The following is an 18,831-nucleotide window of genomic DNA, read 5'->3' on the forward strand; positions in this document are numbered from 1 at the left end:
CAACGCAAACTTATTCAACGAAAGATAAGTTTGCGTTGTTTTTTTATTTATTAGACGAATCTGCCCCGCGTTTTTTTAAATTGACAAGCATAAAAAGAATCGTGCCAATTAGTAAAATCACGACGGCGATATAAAAGCCCATGACTTTCGAACCCGTTGTGTCTGAAATTTTCCCAGTCAAAGCTGGGGCGATCACAGATGACATCATGCCGAAAAAGTTAAACACGCCCAAAGTAGTGCCAATTCCAATTTTTGGTGCATTTTCACCTAGCCAAGAAATAATAATCGGTTCTACAGCTAATTTTCCTAAGAACCCATACATAATTAAAGCAATTAATAACAACGTCGCATTACTTACTTGTACAGTTAACAAGAGCATGGCTGTTGCTAAAAATTCTAAAACAACGATGAATTGAACTTTTTTATGCATGTACTTATCCGCCAACCGACTAAAAAATAACGCTCCTGGAATAGAGGCAAATGCGACCAGCGAAGAGGATAATCCTATCGCCGCTCCTTGGAAACCACGTTCGGTACTTAAAAAATTAGGTAACCAAGTCACAATCATATAATATGCATAACAAGTGCCAAAATATAAAATATACGCAAATAGCATATGTGGCGCAAACAGTTTTTTAAAGGGCACTTTTTCTTTTACCGCTCCGTTATCTTTTTCATCAACAACGGTTGGCTGAATCAAGGCCATGTCTTCTTTATGATTGCGAATAATCACTTGAAAAGCCACTAACATACAAATAATCATAAAGGCGGAAATGTACATCATCACTTGCCAAGGCAATCCTTTTTGGGCAACTAAATAACTAGATAAAATCATCCCTAAACCTGAACCAACGGCTGAACCACTGTTGACAATAGCTGTTGCAAAACTTTTTTTGGCTTGAGGAATGTTTTGCGACGTCAACGAGTAAGCCGAGCCATAGAAAGAACCACATCCTAAGCCTGCCAATAAGCTACCTAAGTAAATTGTTCCAATCGTTTGGGCTTGGGCAATCAGTAATGCTGCCAGCGCAAACAAGATAAAGCCTGGAATTAATACACGTTTTTTCCCAATCTTGTCTACCAAGAAGCCTGCAGGAATCTGCATGACTACGTAACCGAGAAAATAAAAGCTAGAAATGGACCCTAGGGCCGTATCGGAAGCGTTACCATTTAGAGACGCACGAATTTGTGGATAAACGGGAGAAAGCGCGGAACGATAAATCCAGATTGTTACCCAGCCCATACATAGTAAAATAACGATTTTTTTCCAATAAGCCAACGAACTTTTTGTCTTGTCTGTCATTTTCTTTTCCTCCACCAATCATTTTTTTGGTTAACGTTTCACAAGGAACAAAAGCACTACGCTTTTTTACGTAGTGACCTTTGTCCTACCTTCTTTTTTAGTTTAAATACTCAGCCAATGCATGAGTACTACCGCTACCGCCTTCAAATTGATAGCCTTGGTGTTTCAGTACAGTCTCAAAGGCACTTAAGAAATGCAACACATTGTCTTCGCGACTGCTGTAACCCATATTACCGACCCGCCAAATTTTTCCTTTTAAATCACCGAAGGAAGAGGCAATTTCAACTTTAAAATGATCCAGTAATAAGCTCCGCACTTTTTCACCATCAATTCCTTCTGGAATGACCACAGGAATGACTGTTGGTGTTTTTGTGTCTAACTTCCCGAAAATTTCTAAGCCCATTTTTTGCAGACTTTCAACTAAAATACGATCGTTTTTCCGATGACGTGCGTAGACATTTTCCATGCCTTCTTGAAGTAACAAGCGCAGCCCTTCATGTAGCCCATAAATCATTGTAGTCGCTTCTGTATGGTGATTTAAGCGCTCTGGTCCCCAATATTTTTCTAATTGCGATAAATCCAAGTAGTTACTTTGAATGAACCGTTCATTCCGCGCATCCGCGCCAAGCCCTAACTCTTTTTGGTAACGGCCCGCCAGATAATCGGCTACACGTTGGTTGTAGGTAATCAAAGAAAGGCCTGAAGGTACGCTGACACATTTTTGAGTGCCTGCTACCGCAATATCAATCTTCCAATCATCGACCTTTGTTTCGACACCGCCGTAAGTCGCCACCATATCTACTACGAAGAAAATTTCATTTTCCCGACAAAAGGCGCCAATTTGATCCAGTGGTTGCATTTGTGCATTCGCCGTTTCGCCGTGGACCATCGCAACAATTTTTGGTTGATGTTCTTTAATCGCTTCAATCACCGTTGTTTGTTCAAACGGTGCTAGCCAGTCCTTTTCTAAATAAATGACTTCGGCCCGGGCGCGTTCGCAAATTTCACCTAATAAATAAGCAAACCGGCCGTACGCAGGCACAAGCACTTTGTCACCTGGCTCAATCAATGCAAATAACCCCGCTTCTAAGCCTGAACGTGACGTGCCATCAATGGCAAAGGCTTGTTGATTCTTTGTGGCAAAAGGTACTTTAATCATTTCCCGAACTTCGTCCATAATCTGTAGAAATTCTGGATCAAATTGCCCTAAAATTGGTTGACCCATTTGACGAAGTACCGATGGATGGGCTTCGACTGGTCCCGGCGTCATGATTGTTCGCCGTACAAAATTTGGTTGTTGATACATAGTAATCCCTCACTTCATTTTTAATTCTTCTCTTTTATTATCTTTGGAAAAACCCAGAAATTCATTGTTCAATTTGCACTATTTTGACTTTGTTTTTTAGACATATTCAATAACTATCTTTTGTACTCCTTTTTATTCTTCGCTATACTATAAAAAAAGGAGGTTGTTGTGATGAAAATATTAGCTGAGGTCTTGGCTTTACCAAGATTTTCTGACTTACAATTATTATCGTCTCACTCAAACTTAACACAGCCCTTGGAAAGTGTAGAAATCACGGAAACACCTGATGTGGCTGATTTTATCCCTAAAAATGTCATGATTTTAACAACGGCAATGATTTATAAAGATGATCAAGAAAAATTGAAACCTTTTATTGACTCGTTAAAACAAGCAGAATGTACGGCTTTAGGAATCAAAGTTGGGCGGTTCCTTGACGAAATTTCACCAGAAATTGTTGCCTATGCCAGTGCCGTTGATTTGCCCCTGATTAAAATTCCTAGCACACAGCCACTAGGCGGGTTGTTGCATGAAATTGTAGGCTATCTTCGTGATAGCAAAACCGAACAGATGTCTGTAGCATTTGACATCCAAAAGCGTTTTTCAACATTATTAATGCAAGATGTTGATGCTACGCGCTTCATCGCTGAATTTGCGAAAATTTTAAATGCGCCAATTATTTTATTAAGTCCTTGGCAACAGGTGATTGCCCACTCGAATTATTTTTATGGCAATCAAAAATCAGCGGAGTTTTTTATCAAACAATTATCAAAAGACCACTTTCAACAATTGGCACAAGAAAAGAAAATCTTTCGTTTACAGGATGAGCGACAAGAAAACATTCAAGTAGCTGGCTTTCCAATTCGTGTGAACGATTATTTTCCCTATTATTTATTGGTCTTATCTCCTGAACAGATTCCTTATCCTATTTCTGAATTTGCCATTGATCAGGCCATTTTAGTTTTGACTTTTATGTTATTTAAAAACCAGAAAATTGCTGAATCTTTTGAACATCTCAAAACAGACTTTTTGGACCGCTTGCTTGATACACATCAAGAAGCACTGAGTAAACATCAAAATTGGTTGGAACTTTGGAAAAATTATCGTTTAATCAACAGTGATTATTATCAATTAGCGATTGTCTACGGCGTGACTAAACCAGAAAATGAAACCCATATTCGTTATCAGCAAGCGGAAGGGCAACTAATTTTCCAATGGCTCAAAGAACAATTGCCGGAAATCCTGCCAGATGTCGCCTTGTTTAAATTAAAAAATCAAAATAAAAGTATCTTGATTTTTCAATCTAAGAAAAATGACCATTTGATGATTTTGCAAAACCTCGCTGAACGTTTGCAACAGGCTTTGCCTATTACCATTCGCTTTGCTTTAGGCAATGCTTATGAAAACCTAGAAGATTTGCCTAATTCTTATATTGAAGCTTCCTCGACATTAGAGGCTTCTTTACACGCTCAAAAACCAGCAACTGTGCAATTGTTCCATCCCAAAGGCCTAGCTGGACTTTTTGAAAAGATTGGCACTGAAGATGTTGAATACTTTTGCCAGCAACAATTGAAAGAGTTGGCCTATCCGACGGAACCGACGTTACAAGAATTACGAAAAACCTTGAAAGTTTTTTTAGATTTCAATTGCGAAATTACTAAAACGGCCAACGCTCTTTACCTTCACAGAAACACCATTAAATATCGCATGAATCAATGTGAAAAATTATTAGACACCTCTATTCAAGAGCCTGAGACGAGTTTACTCTTACGGGTAGCGCTAGAGCTTTCAGAAAAATAATTAACAGGAAAATAGCCGAATAAAAGTAACGTCTACCAAGAAAAAGGACTCTACCGTTCACCACTGCGTGTTCAAATCCTATTGTTCCGAGGTCATTACTTTACATTCGGCTTTTCGTTATAATTCTGGTTCACGATTGGCATCTTTGGAATAAACGTACATTAGCGGTTCTTTACGGCCAACCGCATAGGCTGCTTGTGGCACATAGGCACTCATGAAAATATAGTCCCCTTTTTCCACTGGATACCATTCATTGTCCAAATTGTACATCCCTTGGCCACTAATTAAATACGCACCATGCTCTTGGACATGCGTTTCAATATAGGCATGACTAGCGCCTGGTTCAAAAGATAAGATATGCATATTCATATCAAAGTCAAACTCTTTCGGCAATAAACTCCAAAGTAAAACGTCTGTCATTCCTTCATATTCTTCGGGTTGTTGGTCATGAATTGACCCAACCACTTTATAAGGTTGATGGCCCGCCAACGGCTGATAGCGTTTTTTATATAAGAAAACTTCTGTGTCCGCTTCCTGTGCGTTCGCTAAATACATTTTCATTTCAGGCGTAAAGTAGGCGTAGCCCCCGGCTTCAAGCTCATGGGTTTCTTGACCATCTGAAACGCGCAAACGACCGTCAATGACATAAACCAACGTTTGAATCCCGTCGCCACCAAAACCAGTTGTTTGTTGACCATTTTTATGAAACGTAGCAATGTAATCCACAAATGTCGCACCTAATTTAGGTGATCCCAAAATGGAAATATCGACATTTTCAAAACCAGGTACTGCATTTTGCACCAAACCATCATGGGGAATAATGGCGTAATTGTCTTTTTTTATCACAGCTCTTGATGTTAACAATTCTTTTTGGTAACCAACTCGATTATTTTTATAACCCATCACAATTCTTCCTTTTCTATCTTATTTATACGCTAATTCATATAAGGTATCTGCTAAAAGCTTGACGCCTTCAACCAAATCTGGAAATGCCGTTGCTTCTGCTGGATTATGACTAATCCCACCAATACTTGGCACAAATATCATCGCTGTCGGGTAATGGGGCGCAATAATTTGCGAATCATGCCCAGCACCACTATGCATCATACGATACTGATACTTGCCTTCTTTGGCTTTTTGTTCAATAACTTCTACAATTGCTTGATTCATCGGTACAGGGGCTTCATCCATCCAGCGGTCAATTGCAATCGTCAAGCCTAATTCTTGAGCAATTGTCTTCATCCGTTCTTCTAATTCACCTGTAAAATGTCGTAAAAAAGCAGCGTCGGTATGACGGCAGTCAATTGTAAATTCCACTTCTCCAGGCACCACGTTGACTGTATTGGGTTTCGGAATGACTTTGCCGAATGTTAAAACTAACGGATCCCCAATTTCGTTCGCACGATCAATGGCTTCTGCACAAATTTTAGCAAAGCCATATACCGCATCATGACGGTAACTCATTGGCGTAGTGCCTGCATGATTGGCTTGCCCTTTTAAGGTAACCGTGTAGCGACGTTGCCCTACAATACTATGAACAACACCGACTTGGAGCTTTTCGTTCTCTAAAATATTGCCTTGTTCAATATGAATTTCGACAAATGCTTCAATGTCCTCACGTCTTGTTTGCTCCTGCCGAAAATCAAAGCCTTGGCGATGCATCTCATCAACAAACTTTTTGCCTTCGTTGTCAGAGATGTCGACTACTTCTTCACGTTTGGCTTCACCAACGACATTTTTGCTTCCCCAGAAAACCGTTGGAAAACGACTCCCTTCTTCTTCAGCCATGGAAAGCACTTCTAGAGAACGCCGTGGTTTCCCATATTTGTCTAATAAATATTGAACAGCCGTCATGGAAGCAATAACACCATATTGACCATCTAAGGTCCCACCATTAACTACTGTGTCGATATGTGACCCAGTTAAAATCGTTTCCTGAGGAAATTCCGTTCCTGCCACTCGACAAAACAGATTCCCGACTTCGTCAAATTGCGTTTCCAGTCCAAACGCCTCAGTTTGGCTTTGCACATACTTTTGTGCTGCCAACCACGAATCTGTATAAAGTAAGCGTGTCATCCCTCCTGCAGGATCACTCCCAATTGCTGACAACTCTTCGATTCTTTGTTTTAAAACTTTTTCCAAGTCCATCACAAAACCTCCTGACTGATTACACTCTGATTGTAAACGTTTCCCTAGCTATCTTCATTGTACTTATCAAACAAAATTAAGCCTTTTTTTGTGCAAAACAGCCAACGAACATCCTCTAAATCGTGGACAGAGGCGCTAATTCAATCACGCTTCTGTCCCTTTCCATTTCTAAAATAGGTGTTTAATTTTTGATAAATACGCCGTTAAATGCCTCAGTTACTCCAGTTTCTTGTGCGTAAATTGTTTCGCCTCTTAAAATTGTTTGAATCACTTGGGCCCCAATTTCACGACCAATGTAAGGACTAATTTTATTTCGGTATTCTAAATCTTCTGCTTTTAAGATATACGGCGCATTAGGTTTAATTAGTACAAAATCGGCATCCTTACCAATGCTGATGCGGCCTTTTTGCGCTAAGTGATAACGGTCAGCTGGGTTTGCTGCAATCATATCCGCGAATTGTTTCAAGGATAAACCACGTTTTTGGACGGCTTCATCGAATAACACATCGACGTTATTTTGAACACCAGAAATGCCGCCCCAAGCTTCAAAAGCATTGGTTGTATCTTTTAAGTCTGGCGTACAAGGAGAATGGTCAGAGGTTACAAACGCGATGCCGCCTGTTTGCACGTGGTTCCATAAGGCGGCTTGTTGGTCCGCGTCACGAATCGGCGGCGAACATTTGACAACTGGACCAATGGCATCAAGTTCATCCGTGGTAAAATATAAATAATGCGTACATGTTTCACAAGTCACATCTACCCCTTCTGCTTGGGCTTTCAAAACTTCTTCCACGCCTTCTTGACAAGCCACATGACAAATATGAATCCGACAACCTGTTTCTTTGGCAAATAAAATGGCTTTTTGAATCGCTTCAACTTCGGTAAACACAGGACGTGTAGCTACATATGCCGCTAAAGTCGTTTCACCATTTTGATAAGCTAACGCGCCTAATTTATCCGTAATTGGTGCATTTTCTGCATGGATTGCTAGCACTTTGCCAGTCTTGGCGACTTGTTTCATTCCTTCATATAGTGAATAATCGTCGACATTTTGAAAGTCTCCTTCAATTGAACGATCGCCACACGTTCCTAAAAAGCATTTATAGCCGGAAACGCCTCCTTCATCAAGTTCCTGAATCCCACCAGCCAAATTGGTCGGGACCACGCCGCCAAATGACCCTACATCTACTTTTAGTTTATTTTCTCCTGCCTTGTATTTGATCTCAAGAGAGGTCTTATCCACAGTTGCTGGAATCTGATTTAAAGGCATTTCCATAAAGGTCGTCACGCCCCCTTTGGCACAAGCGGCCGTTCCTGTGACATACCCTTCCCATTCATCGCGGTAACCACCACCAGGATCGGTAATATGAACATGAGCATCCACCATCCCAGGACTAACGACTAAACCCGTCGCATCAATCACACGTTCTCCTGACAAGTCTTGCCCAATCGCTACGATTTTTCCTTCTTGAACGGCGACATCCGTAATGACTTCTCCAGTTTCTAAAATAACTAACCCGTTTTTAATCACTAACTCTGCTTGCATTTATTTTCCCTCCTGATAAGCTGTTTCTTTCACTTTTTTTGAATCCCAAGTCCATTTTTTTAACACTAAGTACAGCACAAAACCTGTGGCAAAGCCCACAAACCACGAAATATCAGCAATGATTTTAACCTGTGGAATAAATTGACCACTTAAGGAAAGAACCAACGCCAGAATAGTAGCGACATACGCCGGCTTGTTTAATCCGTAAAAAGGATTGGCTTCCTCTTTTTTGCGTTTATCTACATATAAAGCATTTAAATCTATTTGTTGCTTTTGAACAAAATAATAATTCGCAATCATCACGCCAGCGACTGGTCCTAAAACAGCCCCAATTGCGTTCAGAAAAATAAAAATACTATCGGCGTTTTCCATCAGTTTCCAAGGCATAATGAGAAAGCTAATAACACTGGCAATCATGACGCCTTTTTTATACGTCATTTTTTTAGGAAACAGCGCCGCCAATTGATAACCTGCCGGAATGATGTTCCCTGTTGCATTCGTTGAAATAGTCGTTAATAAGAAAACCGACATGGCTAAGACCACCACTGCCACATTATCTAAACGATCAATAATGTTTAAAATATTCCATTCTTGAATCCCAAAATACAGCGAACCACCTAACAGAATAACCACACTGGAAAAAGCGAAAATCCCATAACCAACAACTAAACCTGCTGTTTGCCCCACAACCTGAGCACGTGTCGAGCGCGCATTCTTAGTAAAATCCGCCACACTCGCACCAGGTGCTGACCAAACGGCCACAACCGAGTTAAAAATAATCAGATACGCCACAAGTGGATTGACTGAACGAATCGCACCAGAAACTTGATAAGACAAAATTGGTGTTAAACCGCCCCCAGCTCGAATGGCCCAAATCGTTAATCCAATAATAACGACATAAATCAACGGACTTAAAATGGCGGTAAAACGGTTCAAAATTTTGCTACCACCGAAACCTATTGCCACATTTAAGAGCCAGAAAAGAGTAAACGCCATTAATTCAGGTAGCCTGAGACCAAAAAACTGGAATGATCCACCAATTTCTAAAAAGTTCGGCCAAAATTTCCCGAGAATAATTAATAAAGCCAGCGATCCTGTAAATGTTTGCAGACCAAACCAAGCAATTGCGGCCACACAACCTCTTAAGAACCCTGGCAGTTTTGCCCCGAGACTGCCGTAAGTAGACTGTAAGTGCATCGCAAAAGGAATGCCATATTTAGAGCCAGCCACGCCATTCAAATTCATGAAGGCTGCTACAATGAATGAGCTTAGCACAACTGCCAGCATAACTTGCAGCGGCGATAAACCTAAGAAAATAAAGCCGCCCACTGCTGCATAATTCGGGATATTATGAATCGAACCCATCCATAATGTAAAAAAATTGCGCGCGCCCATTGTCCGTTGTTTCGGGCTACTTGGCAACAAATCCTCATTGTAGCCACGTGCTTTCAGCGCTGTTTCTTCTTGAGCTGTTACTTGAGACACATTTTTCTCCACGACAAACTCTCCTTTTTATTAAAATTTTTTTCTATTAAAACACCCTGCCTTCTCTTTTTTGTCACTTTTGCACAAACATGCGTACTACTCTCATCACACGAATTGTAAGCGCTTTTTATAACAATAATCATTAGTTACCCCAACTAAATAACAAACGATTCTTTGTTCACTTTGAACGAAAAAATAGCAACCTTTTTTATATCGCCCTCTCACTCTAGAAAATAAGAAACAAATCTTTTTATTCACATATTATGTACAACTTCTCTTTTCAAATGCTAAAATACGTTTATTATTAAAAATGACATAAATAAATTATACAGTTAAATGAAATCCAACACAACATTTTTTAATCAAACACACAAAAAACAGATAAACTGAAGTGGATTTTCAGGAAGAGACCCATCCTGAAAAAAGACACTGACAAAAGAGTTTTCTCACAAGATCGACAACTTTTCACAGATTCAAAATCTTCTTTTTCAATTTTTACGTTTTAAAAAATAACATTTTGAAAATAAAAAATTGCTTAATTTTAATCAAAAAAATAAACAAAGATTTCTGATAAAATCAGAAATCTTTGTTTCTAGGTTTCCTTGCTATAATTCCTTTAACAAAATAAAATCCGTCTGTTCATCGTCTCCCATAAAAAACGAATGTTGACTGTAATAGCGGTAGCCAATCGTTTTATAAAATGCCCGCGCCGCATCATTGTGTTCCCAGACACCTAGCCACAGTGCGTTTTTACCAAATTCACGAGCTTTATCTTCCGCCAGTTCTAACAATTGTGTTCCCAGCTTCTTTCCTTTAAACGCAGGCAAAATATACAATCGCTCAACCTCGAGCTTTTCTGGCCCCATCGGTTCCGTTTGTGCCTTCTCACGATTTAATTTCATGTAGCCAGCTAATTGATTATCGACAAAGATAAAATAAAAGTCAGAGTGGGGATTAGCCAATTCCTTTTGTAATTTTTCTAAATTGTAGGCTTCTACTAAATAGGCTTGCATATTTTCTGGGGTATTATATGGTCCGAAAGTATCTGTATAAGTTTCAATGCTGATTTCTTGTAACGCTGGTGCATCTTCTATTGTTAATTTTTTTATTTCTCCCATCAATCAGTCGTCCTTTCCTTAATAATTTCGAGTGTTCCCTTTTTTGACAAATTCCCAATCTTCGCTGACATTTTTACGCATCCGGACTAAGTACTCTGCCAATTGTGAAATTTCCACTTCTGACAAGCCTTGCAAAGCAACTTGATTCGAGTGTTGATTTTCGCGCACAATGATTGGATAAACGTTTTTCCCTTTTTCTGTGGCATAAATCCGCTTAATTTTTTTGTTGATTGCATCTTCTTGACGATAAATAAAGCCTTGTTCTTCCAAACGCTTAATCGCCCGCGCCGCTGTGGTTCGATCAACTTTAATCAGTTCGGCGATCTTTTCTTGGATAATTCCAGGATTTTCACAGACCCTGACCAAATAAAGATATTGTCCTCGTGTTAAAGATAATTCCTTAAATTCAATATTACTGATTGAATCTAAGGCCCGCGCAATCATGCCAATTTCTCTTAAAATATCTGTCACTAGGACACTTCCTTTCGCTAATATTTTATGATTGTCATTACTTTAACTTATTTTTGTTGCAAATGCAACAAAAATAAGTATAAAAACTACAGATTTAAACAATTTGAGCATTCGTGAAAATAAAATAATTATTTCTTTTGTTATATTAACAAGTAAGATAAAATTAGTTATAGCGTCTATAGGAGGAATAGTATGAAAAAATTATTTTGTGTTATTTTAGTTATTTTTTTAACAGGTTGTAGTTCTCAAAAAGCGAATGAACCTAAAAAACAAGAAAATTCTACCAATCATACAACATCAATAAAAAGCAGTACTAATCATTACAGTTCTAGCACAGAAACAAGCTCTAATAATAAACTAAAAGAAACTTCAGAAAGTGCCAGCACCACTCAAGCTTCGGCAAAGTCTAAAAATGAAGTATCCACAAATGTCGAAGAAGCAAATTCTTTAGAAGCAACACCTTATGCTGTCGATCTTAGTAGTTTAAACAATCCACTAGTATTTAATTTTAAAGGAATGAATGTGCCAACTTCAATTACGTTAGAAAACTTAAATTCAACACCAACTGCTACCTTCCGAACTAAATTGTTTGGGGCTGAAAATGGTCAAGTGAAAGAAGCCATTAATAAATATGAGCTATCTATAAATACAATTCCTACAAAAGAGATTAGAATATTCTCGGCGGGCGATAACAGTATTCGCACCGTTAAAGTAAATACAGAGTTAATTTTAGGAACTAATATTTCTTCAAACGATGAACAAAATAGATCGGGTACTTTATACTTATTCAACAATAAAAATGGTTCGATATCTTTAATCACTCCTAACTACGCAGGCAATGTTACGGATGATCAAAAAGACGTTATGCTAGAAGTAATTCAATAAATAACCTAAAAAAATAATAAAGAGAAAACTTCATACTGAGAAGTTTTCTCTTTATTATTTTTTAGGAACTCCTCTAGAAACTCGTTTTAGTCCCCACTTATTTTTCTTATTTCTTCACCCATTAAGCACGCAATAGAAAATAGAACATTTCATTTGAAAATGAATTATTGTTCTGCAACATGCACCGTTTGTAAAAATTCTGCGACTGAGAAATGGTATTCTTTCTCTTGATTTCCTTGAATGGTTCGAATCATTTTTTCAACTTCTGGTTGCAGAGCGGCAAATTGAACTTGTTGTCCACGACCTTCTGCTGCAAGACAAAATTCTTCTAAAATATCTAACGCCGTACTATCAATGCTAGGAACTCCTCGCATTGAAAATACTACACCACTTTTTGTTTCCAATTGCAGTAACGTTTGTTTCAATCGTTCAGAAGACATGAAAAATAACGGGCCACTCAAATAAACTACCACCCAATTTTCCGTACAATCGGTCGGTACTAGCCCCATTCTTGACCAATCAACTTCCTCGACATTAATCGTAATCACGGCACTTTTCGCAATGAAAAACAGGCAACCCGCTAAGACCCCTAAAACAATCGCTAAACTCAAGTCAAAAATAACGGTCGCTACCATCGTTAAGAAGAACAAACATAAAGCTGTGTGGAAACGTTTCTGGAAGAATTCTTTAATCACCGACCATTCATTCATTCGCCACGCTGTCACCACTAAAACACCAGCTAACGCAGGCATGGGAATTTTAGACATGACTGGCGATAAAAGCAACATCGATAACAATAAAAAGACTGCATGAAAAATACCCGCTAAACGTGTTTGCGCACCAGATTTAATCACTACGCTCGTGCGGGCAATCGCTGCTGTCGCAGGAACGCCACCGAAAAATGGCAAAATTAAGTTACCAATTCCTTGTGCCACTAGTTCCTGATTACTGTCTAATGGTTTCCCTGTCATGCGACCAGCCGAAGCGCCACAAAGCAAACTTTCAATCATACCTAACATAGCAATGCTAATTGAAGGCACCAAAATATCCTGAAACGCACTTAATTGAAGCGAACCAAGTTCCAAGCGTGTATCACTAAAAATACTTGTCGGAATTTTCCCTACAGTGGCCACTGGCAGTTGAAAAACCACTGTTGCTAAAGTAGCTAAAATAATCATCACCAATGAAGCTGGTATCATCGCATTCCACTTTTTCGGAAAGAACACTAATCCAAGCACCACTAAAATCGACATAACCGTCGTTGGTATACTTAAATCAAAGCCCAATGAACGATAACTGCTGATTTTCTCAATTAAATTGTGGCCTTCTGAACGAACCCCAAAGAAATTATCAAGCTGCCCCAACGCAATAATAATAGCAATTCCTGAAGTAAACCCGGTAATGACCGGTGACGGAATAAAAGAAGTCAAGCTCCCTAAACGCAAAATCCCTGCCAAAAGCAAGAAAATCCCCGCCAAAAAGGTGGCCAACAAAATCCCTTGCATGCCATGCACTGCCGCAATTGACATTAAAATAGCTGCCATCGCACCTGTTGGTCCTGAAATTTGATAAAATCCACCCGAAAGGCTCCCAATCACAATTCCAGCGATAATCGCCGTGATCATGCCAGCTGCTGCAGTGGCGCCGCTAGAGACCCCAAACGCTAACGCTAATGGCAACGCGACGGCTGCGACAGTCAAACCTGCCAAGAAATCTTTTTTCAATTTTTTTTGATTATACCCTTTAAATTCATCCCTTATCATTTGTGTGTACTTTTTAAACATTCGCATCCTCTTTTCATGAAATTTCCATTCTAAAGATATCATATTTTCGGAAAGATAATAAGGTGTTTTGTGAAGGAAATCGCTAAAAAATTTTTTTCACCTCATTTAGACAAAATTGTCTAATATTTTAGGAATTTAGCCACCGCTGTTTCCTAGAGTATGATATGCTTAACTAGTAAACAGGCTTCACAAACTTACATTAATTGGGGGAAACTATTATGTGTACAGGCATCAAGATTATTTCCAAAACAAATGATATTTTTTATGGACGTACGATGGATTTTACGTTTGACTTTTTTGGCAACGAAGATCCAATTGCACCAAAAATCCCTACTCTAATTGCTCAATTTCCAAAAGGTACAGTTCTAAACAGCCAACTAAATCCTTGGACGGCAAAATATGCCTTTATGGGACTAGCAATGTCAGGCACAGATCAACCAGCGAACGATGGTAAAACCGTCAGCCTTGCTATCACAGATGGTATCAACGAAGCCGGCTTATCTGGTGATATTCAATATTTAATGGAATCTTCAACAGCACCTGCTGAAAGTTTAGCAGATCGTGGTTTAACACCTCATATTGCAGAAGAAGTACTTGCTTATATTTTGAGTAATTTTGAAAGCGTTGACGAAGTAAAAGTAGCTTTTGAAAAAATCGGCCTGTTAGATCAAAAATTCCAACTTGATTCATTGGGGGAAGTTCATTTTACCTTACACTGGACCATTAATGATAAAAATAATAATAGTATCGTTTTGCAACCAACAGATAACGGAGCGTTCGTCATTTATGATTCGATTGGCGTAGTCACAAACAGCCCAGAATACAATTATCATTTAACCAATGCACGAAACTATATCGGGATGCGCAACTATGCTATTAAGGAACCTTACACTTTAAAATCAGGCGCAACACTTGACCCAATTGAAGGTGGGACTTCTTACGGACTATTAGGAATCCCAGGAGACTTCACTTCGCCGTCACGCTTCATTCGTGCGTTATACTATTCTGACAATCTCCAAGAATTTGATAGCTCTGAAGGGATTATGCAACTCTATCGCGCCTTCCAAACAGTGATGATTCCTCGGGGGATTGGCCATTTAGGTCAAAGTAATTCTCTGTCTGATTTCACACATTATTGGTCAGGATATGATGTGACTAATCTAACCATGTATGTCCAACCAGAAAGTACTACCTCATTTACAAAATACACTTTGGATCCAGCTTTAACAGAAGTTACTACTTTTGCTGTTTCTAACGAGCTACTACTAACAGATTTAAATCAATAAAAACACAAACAACGTCTCTGACCAGGTAATTGGTCAGAGACGTTGTTTCGTTCATGCGTTTAGTTGTTCAGTTATTTTATCATACCACTCCGGAAAATAGAGCTTACAACTCTGCACCATTGGACTCAATGATCTTTTGATACCAATAAAAAGAGGCTTTCTTTTTTCGAGCCAGCGTCCCCTGACCTTCATCATCTAAATCTACATAAATCAAACCATACCTTTTACCAATTTCTCCAGTTGAAGCACTAATTGAGTCGATGGCACTCCAGACGGTAAAACCAATTACTGGCACACCATCTAAGACAATCGCTTGTTTCACTGCCAGCAAATGTTGTTGTAAATAATCAATGCGATAATCATCATAAATTTCACCATTTTCTGAACAATGATCAACTGCTCCTAAGCCATTTTCAACAATCATAATTTCTTTCTCATATCGTTGATACAAACGATTTAAACTAATCCGCAGTCCCAGTGGATCCACTTGCCAGCCCCATTCAGATTGCTCTAAAAATGGATTTTTCCCTCCTGTTGCCATATTTCCTGCTGCTGTTTCTGGTGCAGTAGTCCAACTCATATAATAACTTATACTAACAAAGTCCACCACACCTTCTCGTAAGTCTTGTTCATCTTCTTCTGTAATAACTAGTTGGACACCCAGTTGCTCCAACATTTTTTTAGCCCACGGAGAATAATATCCTCGAATCTGAATATCACCAAAATAATAGGTTTCCTCATCATCCATCATTGCTTGAAAAACAGATTCAGGGTGACAATTGTGCGGATAAGTCGGGCCATACATAAGCATTGTTGCAAAACGATAGTTACTTGAATATTTCCGACCTAATTGAACCGCTTTTGCACTTGCTACTAACTGATGATGCGCCATTTGGAAAATTTCTTGATAATTTTCCGTATGAATCCCAGTAGAAAAATAAGGCATATACGTAATAACATTAATCTCATTAAACGGAATCCAATAGCGGACACGATCACTGAATCGTTGAAATAGCGCTTCACAAAAGCGTAAATAGAACGTAATGACTTGGCGATTTTTCCACGAACCATATTTTGTCACTAAATTTTCTGGTAAATCAAAATGTGAAATCGTTATAATTGGTTCGATTCGATGACGCTCTAGCTCGTCCAAAATTTTTTCATAAAATAATAAACCTGCTTCATTAGGCCGTTCCTCTTCTCCAGTTGGAAAAATGCGTGACCATTGGATTGAAAATCGAAGACTTTTAAATCCCATATCAGCGAACAGTTGGATATCTTTTTGATAACTTTCATAAAAGCCAATCGCTCGATGAGAAGGATAGTATTGATTTACATCCACTTGTTGAGTTATTTGACGTTTCTCCCCTTTTTTACAACGCAAAGCTAAATCTAAATTACTCAAGCCTTTTCCGTCACGGTTATAGGCACCTTCTACTTGAGTAGCAGAAATTGCACCACCCCACAAAAAATCATTTGGCATACTGCTCAATTGTTTTTTTTCGCTGCTACTCATTTTCTTGTTCTCCTGTCGCTAAGGTCTGCTCTTCTTTCACTGCTCGTTCATCAGCCATACGGAAAAACGGATAATATAACAACGTCAGAGCAATTACCACAGCAATCATTGCCAACCCAAAGCGAATGCCGCCATAGAAAGTTTCTGCAACAACTGGTGGTGTCACCCAAGGTAATTCAACCGTTGGATTATAGTAATTTAAGAAACCAACTTTATAGAATAAATGTAACACCAAACCACCGACAGCTGTTGAACTTACCAACGGAATAAAGAAAATAGGGTTCAGCATAATCGGAACACCGAAAATCAATGGCTCATTAATATTGAAAATACTTGGTACAACACCTAATTTACCAAGGGATTTGTATCGTTCTGATTTTGCTCTTAACATACAAAAGGCTAAACCAATCGTATTCCCAGTTCCGCCAACCATAATAATACTAGAGAAAAACATAATTTCTGGATAAGGCAACGCTTGACCAGCAATAAATGCATTAATATTAGCTAGAAAGACTGGCGCCATCACAGCAAAGAAAATATTAATAATTGGACTTGGATGAATACCAAAAAACCATAATAGATTTGCTAGTGTAAAGACTACAATAACCGTCATTGGTGATTGACCTAATGATGCAATTGGTTTACTCACTAACTCGGTTAAAAAGCTCATCGCATCCCCCGAACCAGTATATGTGAAAATAGCTTTGACTAATAAAGCTACCACAAAAATTATCATGGCTACAAAGGTTGGACTTAACGAATCTGTCACCATCGTAGGAACGGAATCAGGTAATTTAATTCGTAAAAATTCTTTTTTCATTAAATAACTATATAACATAGTTACACCTAAACCGACTAGAATAGCTACAAAAATCCCGTCAGTCCCAATTGATGCTGTTTTAATGACAATTGTTTCTTCTCCACCTAATTTAACGGCAAACTGTGGTACCAAGATCAAGAAAAATGCCAAAGATAATATAACACTAGTGATGGGATTTTGTTTTTCCATCTTCGCAGTTTCATACGCAATGGTACAAACAATGTAAACAGCGTACAAGCCACTGGTCATAGCAATGACTTCTTGAATGATTGGAGCTAACCCAATGGATGTTAAAAATTCTTGCCAAATTGGAATAGGAAAATTCCCCACAATTGCGATAAAAGCAACCCCTAAAGAAACGGGTAAAACAGCCATCATCCCATTAGTTAGTGCTTGAATGACCTTACTTTTTTGCATTCTTTCAGCGATTGGACCAATAAACTTTTCTAAAAAACGTTGAAACTTATCAAACATACAATTCTCTCCTCTTTCTAATTTACGTTGAGTATACACCTTAAAGTTACTTCAAGGTAAAGCGGTTTTATAAACTAATTTTGTGTTATACTAAAATTGAGGTGAATGCTGATGAACCAAGACCATCTTTACTCGCTAGAAACGATTGCTTCCTTGTTGAAAATTCCTAAGTCCACATTGCGCTATTGGGAAAAAGAACGGTTGATTCATTCTGTTCGAGGCGATACAAATGATTATCGACAATACACAACAGAACAGCTGATTGCTATCTGTGAAATCAAGTTTTATCGCGACTTAAATTTTTCCATTAAAGAAATTAAAAACTTATATACCAACCCATTATCAGATACCCAGAAATTACTAGAAAATGCACGTCAAGATTTAGAAGAACGCATTACACAGTTAAAACAAATTCACAGAAACTTAATCACTTATCAACAAAAATATGAAGAAGTCAGCCAACTACAAGAGGAAGTCTTGAAAGAAGAAATACCGCCGTTTAAAACTCTTTACTATTTCCACCCTGCTAAAGCAGAAAATCTTTTGCTTTACTTAAATGATCCAAGTATTTTAGGCTTTGTTTTATCACCAGATGAACAAACTATTGAACATTTTTCAACGACTAATAAAGACAGCGCCGCTTTCCCTTTAGTCTTACACTGGGAATTCGATGCTTCTAAAAGCTACTATAGTCAACTGATTCGTATAGAAGAAAGTAGCAATCAGTTGCAGCCACAACAAATTCAGAAAAATCTAATTTACTTAAAAGAACAAGGCTATCAAGTCCATCAACTATTGGGCCGCTATCTGCTTTCAAAAAAACATCAAGATTACTATCAACTATGGTTTGAGTGTTCTAATTAGAAAAACGTCAAATCGGCTTAATCCCCTA

Annotated in this window: 15 protein-coding genes; 4 read left to right on the forward strand and 11 right to left on the reverse strand. The window is 38.5% G+C overall.

Features of this window, described 5'->3' with window-relative positions:
• Positions 1-43: 43 nt before the first annotated feature.
• Positions 44-1,303: an MFS transporter gene (locus IGL93_RS11825; protein WP_002368361.1), complete on the reverse strand. Its 1,260-nt coding sequence runs from the start codon at positions 1,301-1,303 to the stop codon at positions 44-46.
• A gap of 97 nt (positions 1,304-1,400) precedes the next feature.
• Complete coding sequence (locus IGL93_RS11830) at positions 1,401-2,609, reverse strand: pyridoxal-phosphate-dependent aminotransferase family protein (protein ID WP_002355061.1); 1,209 nt, start codon at positions 2,607-2,609, stop codon at positions 1,401-1,403.
• Positions 2,610-2,780: 171 nt separating this feature from the next.
• On the opposite strand from IGL93_RS11830, the gene IGL93_RS11835 reads away from it, so the two are divergent.
• Complete coding sequence (locus IGL93_RS11835; RefSeq protein WP_002393997.1) at positions 2,781-4,406, forward strand: PucR family transcriptional regulator; 1,626 nt, start codon at positions 2,781-2,783, stop codon at positions 4,404-4,406.
• 117 nt (positions 4,407-4,523) lie between these two features.
• On the opposite strand, the gene allE is transcribed toward IGL93_RS11835, so the two are convergent.
• From allE to sylA, 6 genes are all read right to left on the reverse strand, one after another.
• Positions 4,524-5,309, reverse strand: a complete 786-nt coding sequence (allE, locus tag IGL93_RS11840) for a (S)-ureidoglycine aminohydrolase (RefSeq protein WP_010713760.1) — start codon at positions 5,307-5,309, stop codon at positions 4,524-4,526.
• A gap of 21 nt (positions 5,310-5,330) precedes the next feature.
• Positions 5,331-6,554: an allantoate deiminase gene (gene allC / locus IGL93_RS11845; protein WP_010707067.1), complete on the reverse strand. Its 1,224-nt coding sequence runs from the start codon at positions 6,552-6,554 to the stop codon at positions 5,331-5,333.
• A 181-nt stretch (positions 6,555-6,735) separates the two neighbouring features.
• On the reverse strand, positions 6,736-8,100 hold the full coding sequence (gene allB, locus IGL93_RS11850) for an allantoinase AllB (protein WP_010776143.1): 1,365 nt from the start codon (positions 8,098-8,100) through the stop codon (positions 6,736-6,738).
• Complete coding sequence (gene allW / locus IGL93_RS11855) at positions 8,101-9,597, reverse strand: allantoin permease (protein ID WP_010713759.1); 1,497 nt, start codon at positions 9,595-9,597, stop codon at positions 8,101-8,103.
• A gap of 593 nt (positions 9,598-10,190) precedes the next feature.
• On the reverse strand, positions 10,191-10,703 hold the full coding sequence (locus tag IGL93_RS11860; protein ID WP_010713758.1) for a GNAT family N-acetyltransferase: 513 nt from the start codon (positions 10,701-10,703) through the stop codon (positions 10,191-10,193).
• Positions 10,704-10,721: 18 nt separating this feature from the next.
• Complete coding sequence (gene sylA / locus IGL93_RS11865) at positions 10,722-11,174, reverse strand: transcriptional regulator SylA (protein WP_010776144.1); 453 nt, start codon at positions 11,172-11,174, stop codon at positions 10,722-10,724.
• Positions 11,175-11,366: 192 nt separating this feature from the next.
• On the opposite strand from sylA, the gene IGL93_RS11870 reads away from it, so the two are divergent.
• The gene (locus IGL93_RS11870; protein ID WP_010713757.1) at positions 11,367-12,059 is read left to right on the forward strand and encodes a hypothetical protein; all 693 of its coding nucleotides are present in this window, start codon (positions 11,367-11,369) and stop codon (positions 12,057-12,059) included.
• A gap of 164 nt (positions 12,060-12,223) precedes the next feature.
• Here the strand turns inward: IGL93_RS11870 and IGL93_RS11875 are convergent, their stop codons facing one another.
• Positions 12,224-13,885, reverse strand: coding sequence for a SulP family inorganic anion transporter (locus IGL93_RS11875; protein ID WP_002396652.1), 1,662 nt, complete (start codon positions 13,883-13,885; stop codon positions 12,224-12,226).
• A gap of 176 nt (positions 13,886-14,061) precedes the next feature.
• Between IGL93_RS11875 and IGL93_RS11880 the strand changes: the two genes are divergently transcribed.
• Positions 14,062-15,129 carry a choloylglycine hydrolase family protein gene (locus IGL93_RS11880; RefSeq protein ID WP_002367364.1) on the forward strand — a complete coding sequence of 356 codons (1,068 nt, stop codon included), beginning with the start codon at positions 14,062-14,064 and terminating at the stop codon, positions 15,127-15,129.
• Between the two features lie 103 nt (positions 15,130-15,232).
• Here IGL93_RS11880 and IGL93_RS11885 read toward each other — a convergent pair whose 3' ends face one another.
• Together IGL93_RS11885 and IGL93_RS11890 are read right to left on the reverse strand one after the other, a co-directional pair.
• Entirely contained in the window at positions 15,233-16,645 is a 1,413-nt protein-coding gene (locus IGL93_RS11885) for a glycoside hydrolase family 1 protein (protein ID WP_010713756.1), read from the reverse strand.
• Complete coding sequence (locus IGL93_RS11890) at positions 16,638-17,939, reverse strand: PTS sugar transporter subunit IIC (RefSeq protein ID WP_002397595.1); 1,302 nt, start codon at positions 17,937-17,939, stop codon at positions 16,638-16,640. Before IGL93_RS11890 ends, IGL93_RS11885 begins: the two co-directional genes overlap by 8 nt.
• A gap of 111 nt (positions 17,940-18,050) precedes the next feature.
• On the opposite strand from IGL93_RS11890, the gene IGL93_RS11895 reads away from it, so the two are divergent.
• Positions 18,051-18,803: a MerR family transcriptional regulator gene (locus tag IGL93_RS11895; protein ID WP_002372894.1), complete on the forward strand. Its 753-nt coding sequence runs from the start codon at positions 18,051-18,053 to the stop codon at positions 18,801-18,803.
• Positions 18,804-18,831 lie beyond the last annotated feature (28 nt).

The organism is Enterococcus sp. DIV1328a (genome assembly GCF_050536905.1).
Taxonomy (GTDB): Bacteria; Bacillota; Bacilli; order Lactobacillales; family Enterococcaceae; genus Enterococcus; species Enterococcus faecalis.

What these genes read in the sequence shown, in the direction of transcription:
- IGL93_RS11825 (WP_002368361.1), bottom strand. Translation starts at nt 1,303, where the DNA reads ATGACAGACAAGACAAAAAGTTCGTTGGCTTATTGGAAAAAAATCGTT.
- IGL93_RS11830 (WP_002355061.1), bottom strand. Translation starts at nt 2,609, where the DNA reads ATGTATCAACAACCAAATTTTGTACGGCGAACAATCATGACGCCGGGA.
- IGL93_RS11835 (WP_002393997.1), top strand. Translation starts at nt 2,781, where the DNA reads ATGAAAATATTAGCTGAGGTCTTGGCTTTACCAAGATTTTCTGACTTA.
- allE (WP_010713760.1), bottom strand. Translation starts at nt 5,309, where the DNA reads ATGGGTTATAAAAATAATCGAGTTGGTTACCAAAAAGAATTGTTAACA.
- allC (WP_010707067.1), bottom strand. Translation starts at nt 6,554, where the DNA reads ATGGACTTGGAAAAAGTTTTAAAACAAAGAATCGAAGAGTTGTCAGCA.
- allB (WP_010776143.1), bottom strand. Translation starts at nt 8,100, where the DNA reads ATGCAAGCAGAGTTAGTGATTAAAAACGGGTTAGTTATTTTAGAAACT.
- IGL93_RS11860 (WP_010713758.1), bottom strand. Translation starts at nt 10,703, where the DNA reads ATGGGAGAAATAAAAAAATTAACAATAGAAGATGCACCAGCGTTACAA.
- IGL93_RS11870 (WP_010713757.1), top strand. Translation starts at nt 11,367, where the DNA reads ATGAAAAAATTATTTTGTGTTATTTTAGTTATTTTTTTAACAGGTTGT.
- IGL93_RS11875 (WP_002396652.1), bottom strand. Translation starts at nt 13,885, where the DNA reads ATGATATCTTTAGAATGGAAATTTCATGAAAAGAGGATGCGAATGTTT.
- IGL93_RS11880 (WP_002367364.1), top strand. Translation starts at nt 14,062, where the DNA reads ATGTGTACAGGCATCAAGATTATTTCCAAAACAAATGATATTTTTTAT.
- IGL93_RS11885 (WP_010713756.1), bottom strand. Translation starts at nt 16,645, where the DNA reads ATGAGTAGCAGCGAAAAAAAACAATTGAGCAGTATGCCAAATGATTTT.
- IGL93_RS11890 (WP_002397595.1), bottom strand. Translation starts at nt 17,939, where the DNA reads ATGTTTGATAAGTTTCAACGTTTTTTAGAAAAGTTTATTGGTCCAATC.
- IGL93_RS11895 (WP_002372894.1), top strand. Translation starts at nt 18,051, where the DNA reads ATGAACCAAGACCATCTTTACTCGCTAGAAACGATTGCTTCCTTGTTG.